At 66.3% G+C, this 6,980-nt stretch carries 7 protein-coding genes (1 of these 7 running past the window's edge); 3 read left to right on the top strand and 4 right to left on the bottom strand.

Annotated elements, in window-relative coordinates; genetic code table 11:
- Positions 1-4: 4 nt before the first annotated feature.
- Positions 5-973 (bottom strand): NAD(P)H-dependent flavin oxidoreductase, encoded by a 969-nt coding sequence (locus tag PcP3B5_RS03555; RefSeq protein WP_061560591.1) that lies wholly within the window; start codon positions 971-973, stop codon positions 5-7.
- A gap of 19 nt (positions 974-992) precedes the next feature.
- Positions 993-1,415 (bottom strand): protoporphyrinogen oxidase HemJ, encoded by a 423-nt coding sequence (gene hemJ, locus PcP3B5_RS03560; RefSeq protein ID WP_173427880.1) that lies wholly within the window; start codon positions 1,413-1,415, stop codon positions 993-995.
- A 188-nt stretch (positions 1,416-1,603) separates the two neighbouring features.
- On the opposite strand from hemJ, the gene argC reads away from it, so the two are divergent.
- Both argC and erpA read left to right on the top strand, forming a co-directional pair.
- Complete coding sequence (gene argC, locus PcP3B5_RS03565) at positions 1,604-2,638, top strand: N-acetyl-gamma-glutamyl-phosphate reductase (protein WP_061560592.1); 1,035 nt, start codon at positions 1,604-1,606, stop codon at positions 2,636-2,638.
- A gap of 146 nt (positions 2,639-2,784) precedes the next feature.
- Positions 2,785-3,135, top strand: coding sequence for an iron-sulfur cluster insertion protein ErpA (gene erpA / locus PcP3B5_RS03570; protein ID WP_009615673.1), 351 nt, complete (start codon positions 2,785-2,787; stop codon positions 3,133-3,135).
- A 51-nt stretch (positions 3,136-3,186) separates the two neighbouring features.
- Here the strand turns inward: erpA and PcP3B5_RS03575 are convergent, their stop codons facing one another.
- Positions 3,187-4,278 (bottom strand): anhydro-N-acetylmuramic acid kinase, encoded by a 1,092-nt coding sequence (locus PcP3B5_RS03575; protein ID WP_061560593.1) that lies wholly within the window; start codon positions 4,276-4,278, stop codon positions 3,187-3,189.
- A 3-nt stretch (positions 4,279-4,281) separates the two neighbouring features.
- Positions 4,282-5,736 (bottom strand): peptidoglycan DD-metalloendopeptidase family protein, encoded by a 1,455-nt coding sequence (locus PcP3B5_RS03580; protein WP_043319295.1) that lies wholly within the window; start codon positions 5,734-5,736, stop codon positions 4,282-4,284.
- 185 nt (positions 5,737-5,921) lie between these two features.
- Here PcP3B5_RS03580 and tyrS point away from each other — a divergent pair, with 185 nt between their 5' ends.
- Positions 5,922-6,980, top strand: the 5' portion of a protein-coding gene (gene tyrS / locus PcP3B5_RS03585; protein ID WP_043269213.1) for a tyrosine--tRNA ligase. The gene runs 141 nt beyond the window's last position; only the first 1,059 of its 1,200 coding nucleotides appear in the window; the start codon lies at positions 5,922-5,924; its stop codon lies beyond the right edge, outside the window.

A 6,980-nucleotide genomic window follows, 5' to 3' on the forward strand; every position in this document is an offset into this window, starting at 1 on the left:
CCGTTCAGGGACGCAGCAGGCCGGGCAGGGCGCCGCCGCGCTGGAGCGCGTCGCGGTACTCCTGGTCCAGGCGCGCCACCAGCTCGTCCACCGACGGCAGGTCGCTGATGTTGCCCACGCCCTGGCCTGCGGACCAGACGGTCTTCCAGGCCTTGGCCTCGTCATTCACCGGCTTGAGTTTCTCGCCGTAGTTCAGCTCGCCCTTCTCGTTCAGGCGCGCCATGTCGAAGCCGGCGGCCTCCAGGCTCTGGCGCATGAAGCTGGCCGGCACGCCGGAGACCGCGGGGGTATGGATGATGTCGGCGGCGCGGGCTTCCAGCAGCATCTTCTTGTAGGCGGTGGAGGCGTTGCTCTCGCGGGTGGCGATGAAGCGCGTGCCGAGGTAGGCGAGGTCGGCGCCGAGGATCTGCGCCGCCAGGATCTCGTGCCCGCGGTTGAGGCAGCCCGCCAGCAGCAGCGTCTTGTCGAAGAACTGGCGGATCTCCGCGACCAGCGCGAAGGGGCTCCAGGTGCCGGCATGGCCGCCGGCGCCTGCGGCCACTGCGATGAGCCCGTCGACCCCGGCTTCGGCGGCCTTCTCCGCATGGCGGCGGGTGGTCACGTCGTGGAACACCAGGCCGCCATAGCTGTGCACCGCATCGACCACTTCGCGCACCGCCCCCAGGCTGGTGATGACGATGGGCACGCGGTGCTCCACGCACAGCGCAAGGTCCGCCTGCAGGCGCGGGTTGCTGTGGTGGACGATGAGGTTCACCGCATAGGGCGCCGCTTGCGGGGCGTTGGCCAGGCCGGCCTCGATCTCTTCCAGCCAGGCCTTGAAGCCGCTGCTCTCGCGCTGGTTCAGCGCCGGGAAGCTGCCGACGATGCCGCTGTGGCAGCAGGCCAGCACCAGTTGCGGGTTGGACACCAGGAACATGGGCGCCGCCACCAGGGGCAGGCGCAGACGGCGGTCGAGCAGGGCGGGCAGGGACATGGGAGGCTCCGGGCAGGATTCAGAAAGGTTTGACCACGACCAGAATGACGATGGCCAGCAGGAAAAGCACAGGGACTTCGTTGAACCAGCGGAAGAACACGTGGCTGCGGCGGTTCTCGCCACGGGCGAAGCGCTTGAGCATGGCGCCGCAGGCGTGGTGGTAGCCGATCAGCAGGACCACCAGGGTCAGCTTGGCGTGCAGCCAGCCCTGGCTCAGCCAGCCCGGGGTCAGGTAGAGCATCCAGGCGCCGAGCAGGATGGTGAGGATCATCGACGGGCCCATGATGCCGCGGTAGAGCTTGCGCTCCATCACCTGGAAGCGCTCGCGGCTGGCGGCGTCCTCGCTCATGGCGTGGTAGACGAACAGGCGCGGCAGGTAGAACAGGCCGGCGAACCAGCAGACCACTGCGACTATGTGCAGGGCCTTTATCCACAGATACAGCATCGATAGCTCCTCGGGTCACGGTTGCGCTGATAGTAGTGGCAGCCCCGTGCCAGCGTCATCCCCGCGAAGTCGCACGCCCCTGCCGGCGACTCGTCGCCCGCGGCGCTTCGGCCTGTTCATGCGGGGCCCGCGCTCTTATCATTGGCGGTTCTGAGTGAGCCCCTTATTGGCGGAGTGACGGACAGATGATCAAGGTCGGTATCGTAGGTGGTACGGGTTACACGGGTGTGGAGCTGCTGCGCCTGCTGGCCCAGCATCCGGAGGCGCGCGTCGAGGTGATCACCTCGCGCTCCGAGGAGGGCGTGAAGGTCGCCGAGATGTACCCGAACCTGCGAGGCCACTACGACTACCTGTCCTTCAGCGTGCCGGACGTGCAGCGCCTGGGCGCCTGCGACGTGGTGTTCTTCGCCACCCCGCACGGCGTGGCCCATGCCCTGGCCGGCGAGCTGCTGGCCACCGGCACCCGCGTCATCGATCTGTCCGCCGACTTCCGCCTGCAGGATGCCGAGGAATGGGCCAAGTGGTACGGCCAGCCCCACGGCGCGCCGCAGCTGCTGCCCGAGGCCGTCTACGGCCTGCCGGAAGTGAACCGTGAGGCCATCAAGTCGGCGCGCCTGATCGCCGTGCCCGGCTGCTACCCGACCGCCACCCAGCTGGGCTTCATCCCGCTGCTGGAAGCCGGCCTGGCCGACACCTCGCGGCTGATCGCCGACTGCAAGTCCGGCGTCAGCGGCGCCGGTCGCGGCGCCAAGGTCGGTTCGCTGTTCTGCGAGGCCGGCGAGAGCATGATGGCCTACTCGGTCAAGGGCCACCGCCACCTGCCGGAAATCAGCCAGGGCCTGCGCCGCGCCGCCAAGGGCGATGTCGGCTTGACCTTCGTCCCGCACCTGACGCCGATGATCCGCGGCATCCACGCCACCCTCTACGCCCAGGTGGCCGATCGCGGCGTGGACCTGCAGAAGCTGTTCGAGGAGCGCTACGCCAACGAGCCCTTCGTCGACGTGATGCCCGCCGGCAGCCACCCGGAGACCCGCAGCGTGCGCGGCGCCAACGTCTGCCGCATCGCCGTGCACCGTCCGCAGGGCGGCGACCTGGTGGTGGTGCTGTCGGTGATCGACAACCTGGTCAAGGGCGCGTCCGGCCAGGCGATCCAGAACATGAACATCCTCTTCGGCCTGGACGAGCGCCTGGGCCTGTCCAACGTGGCCCTGCTGCCCTGAGGCGGGCCCCGGGCTCCCACTGCGGGAGCCCGTCCCGAAGGATGTTCGACGAAGGATTGACCTGGCTTAGTTGACCATTTTTCTCGGGTAAGCGGATAATAGCCCGCAATGTTGTAACGTACGGCTTCGGCCGGGAGACATCTGACATGACCATCGAGACCTTCACCCCCACCCCGCTGATCTTCTCCAACGGGGCCGCGCACAAGGTGAAGACGCTGATCGACGAAGAAGGCAATCCGCGTCTGAAACTGCGCGTCTTTGTCACCGGCGGCGGCTGCTCGGGCTTCCAGTACGGCTTCACCTTCGACGAGGACACCGCGGACGACGACACCGTGGTGGAGCGCGATGGTGTCAGCCTGGTGGTCGACCCGATGAGCTTCCAGTACCTCGCCGGCGCCGAGGTGGACTACCAGGAAGGCCTGGAAGGTTCGCGCTTCGTGATCAAGAACCCGAACGCCGCCACCACCTGCGGGTGCGGACAGTCGTTCTCGATCTGAGTCGGCCGCAATGACGAAACGCCGCGCATCTGCGCGGCGTTTTCGTTTGTATCAGGCGGGGTAGAGGGCGCCGAGTATCCGCGGCCCGGCCGCGCCTGTGACTTCCGGGCGGTTGCCGGGCAGGCGCTGGAGGAAGCGGTGCGCCAGCCAGGCGAAGGCCATGGCCTCCATCCATTCCGGCGCCACGCCGTATTCCGCGGTACTGGCCACTTTTGCCCTGGGCAGGTGCGCCGCCAGGCGCGCCATGAATGCGCCATTGAAGGCGCCGCCGCCACATACCAGCACCTCTTCGCAACCCGGCTGCGCATGCAGCAGGGATTCGGCGATGCTGCGGGCGCTGAGCTCCAGCAGGGTGGCCTGCACGTCCTCGGCGGGCAGGGCGGGGCCTTCGGCCAGCTGCGCCTTCAGCCAGGGCAGGTTGAAACGCTCGCGCCCGGTGCTCTTCGGCCCACGGGTGGCGAAGAAGATATCGGCGAGGAAGCGCTGCAGCAGTGCGTCGTTCACCTGGCCGCTGGCCGCCCAGGCGCCGTCGCGGTCATAGGATTCGCCGCGCTGGTCGTGGATCCAGCTGTCCAGCAGCACGTTGCCCGGGCCGCAGTCGAAGCCGCGTACCGGCTCGCCCGGGGCGAGCAGCGAGACGTTGCTGAAGCCGCCGACGTTGAGGACGGCCCGCAGCTTTTCGTTGCCGAACAGCGCCTGGTGGAAGGCCGGGACCAGCGGCGCGCCCTGGCCGCCGGCAGCCAGGTCGCGGCGGCGGAAGTCGGCGACCACGTCGATGCCGGTCAGCTCGGCGAGCAGGGCGGGATTATCGATCTGCACGGTGAAGCCGCGCTGTGGCTCGTGGCGCACGGTCTGGCCGTGGCTGCCGATGGCGCGGATGGCTTGCGGCGGCAGTTGCTGGCGCTGCAGCAGTTCCAGGATGCCCTGGGCGGCGAGCCGCACCCAGGCATTCTCGGCGCAGGCGCCGCGGGCGATCTCGTCGGGGCCGCTGGCGCACAGGGCCAGTAGTTCGGCGCGCAGGTCCGCGGGCATGGGCAGGTAGTGGGAGGCGAGCAGGGTGGTGGAGTCTTCACCCTGCTCGACCAGGGCGATGTCCAGGCCATCGAGGCTGGTGCCGGACATCACCCCCAGGTAGAGCGCCATGGTTCAGCGCTGCTGCTCTTGCTGCTTGTTCATGGCCAGGGAGGTGGGCTTCTCCTGGTCCATGCGCGCCATCAGCGGCTGGGTCTGGGCCAGGAAGCGCTTGCGGTCCGGGCCGGCCAGCGGGTCGGCCATCGGCAGCTTGGCGCTCAGCGGGTCGACGTACTTGCCGTTGATATGGAACTCGTAGTGCAGGTGCGGGCCGGTGGCCAGGCCGGTCATGCCGACGTAGCCGATGATCTGCCCCTGCTTGACCGCGACGCCGCTGCGGATGCCCTTGGCGAAGCGGCTCATGTGGCCGTAGACGGTCTGGTAGGTCGAGCCGTGCTGGATGACCACCGCGTTGCCGTAGCCGCCCTTGCGCCCGGCCTCGATCACCTTGCCGTCGCCGGTGGCCTTGATCGGCGTGCCGATGGGCGCGGCGTAGTCGACGCCCTTGTGCGCGCGGATCTTGTTCAGGATCGGGTGCAGGCGGCCCATGGAGAAGCGCGAGCTGATGCGGGCGAAGTCCACCGGGGTGCGGATGAACGCCTTGCGCATGCTGGTGCCGTCGGCGCGGTAGTAGCTGGTGTTGCCGGCCTTGTTGGTGAAGCGCACCGCGGTGTATTCCTTGCCGCGGTTGATGAAGCGCGCGGCGAGGATGTTGCCGGTGTCCACCTGGCGGCCGTTGACCACCTTCTTCTCGTAGATCACGTCGAACTGGTCGCCTTCGCGCAGGTCTAGGGCGAAGTCGATGTCGTAGCCGAAGATGTTCGCCAGGGCCATGATCAGGTCATGGGACAGGCCGGCCTCCTTGCCCGCGGTGAACAGCGAGCTGTCGATGCGGCCATGGGCGTAGGCGGTGTGCACGTCCGGCTTGACCAGGTCGCGCTTGAATGCATAGCCCTTGGCGGACTTGTTCAGGCTGATGGTCTCCAGGTCGCTCTGCTTGATGCGCAGGCTCTGCAGCTCGCCTTGCGGGCTGATCAGGAACTCGACTTCATGGCCGACGTCCAGGCGGGTGAACTGCTTGGCGTCCTTGCCGCTGGCCAGCACGTCGTGCACCAGGCCGGCCGGCAGGCCAGCCTTGGCGAAGACGGTGGAAAGGGTGTCGCCCTTGCCCACGGTCACGCGCTTCCAGGCCGGTTCGGCGGGCGTGGCGGGCTGGGTATCGTTGGAGGCCTTGAGTGCTTTCTTTTCTTCTTCCGCGTCTTTTCCGGCGCGGTTGTCGTCGTTCTGCCCTTCGATCCGTGCGAAGGGAGAATCGCTGTTCTCGGTGACCTGCGGGCTTCGCAGGTCGTCCTTTTCCTGAATGATGCGGTCGGAACCGCCGTCCAGCTCCAGATTGAGCGTGGTCTTCTTCGCCTCGACTTCACTCGAGGGGAACACCAGCAGAGCCAGGCTGAGGAGCGCTGCTACACCGCTTGCGGCCAGCAGATGGCTCTTCGGATAGTAGGGCGCTTTCTGATTCGATTGCGTCATGGCATGAGTGGTGTTTTTGGAATGTGAAATAACTGCCTAAAATATAACCAAATTCCCCTCGAAGCAAGTCTATCGCCCAGGGTTTGACGCCATTTCCCCGTACGCCGGGCAAAACTTGTTTTTAGTGTCCGATCTTGTATGGTTGGTTCCCTTTTGATTGCCGGAAAAACGGAACAGGAACTGTGATGAAGTCGGTCGAAGAGCAGCTGGCGCTGATCAAGCGTGGTGCGGATGAACTCCTGGTGGAAGCCGAGCTGGTCGAAAAGCTCAAGCGTGGCCAGCCACTGCGGATCAAGGCGGGCTTCGACCCGACCGCGCCGGACCTGCACCTCGGGCATACCGTCCTCATTAATAAGCTGCGCCAGTTCCAGGACCTCGGCCATCAGGTGATCTTCCTCATCGGAGACTTCACCGGGATGATCGGCGACCCCAGCGGCAAGAGCGCCACCCGTCCGCCGCTGACCCGCGAGCAGGTGCTGGAGAACGCCGAGACGTACAAGTCCCAGGTCTTCAAGATCCTCGACCCGGCCAAGACCGAGGTGGCATTCAACTCCACCTGGATGGACAAGCTGACTCCGGCCGATTTCATTCGTCTCGCCTCCCAGTACACCGTCGCCCGCATGCTCGAGCGCGATGACTTCAGCAAACGCTATGCCAGCAACCAGTCCATCGCCATCCACGAGTTCCTCTATCCGCTGGTGCAGGGCTACGACTCGGTGGCGCTGCGCGCCGATGTGGAGCTGGGCGGCACCGATCAGAAGTTCAACCTGCTCATGGGGCGCGAGCTGCAGCGCGCCTACGACCAGGAGCCGCAGTGCATCCTGACCATGCCGCTGCTGGAAGGTCTGGACGGCGTGAAGAAGATGTCCAAGTCCCTGGGCAACTACATCGGTATCCAGGAAGCGCCGGGCGTCATGTACAGCAAGCTCGTTTCCATTCCGGACACTCTGATGTGGCGTTACTTCGAGTTGCTCAGCTTCCGCTCGATGGACGAGATCGATGCCCTGCGCAAGGATGTCGAGGCTGGTGCCAACCCGCGCGACGTCAAGATCAAGCTGGCGGAAGAGATCGTCGCCCGCTTCCATGGCGAAGAAGCCGCTGCCAATGCCCACAAGTCCGCAGGCAATCGCCTGAAGGAAGGCGAACTGCCGGAAGACATCCCGGAAGTGGAAGTGGCCGCCACCGAGGACCTGCCCATCGGCGCCGTGCTGAACCGCGCCGGCCTGGTGAAGAACTCCGCCGTG

This window comes from Pseudomonas citronellolis (assembly GCF_001586155.1).
Lineage (GTDB): Bacteria > Pseudomonadota > Gammaproteobacteria > Pseudomonadales > Pseudomonadaceae > Pseudomonas > Pseudomonas citronellolis.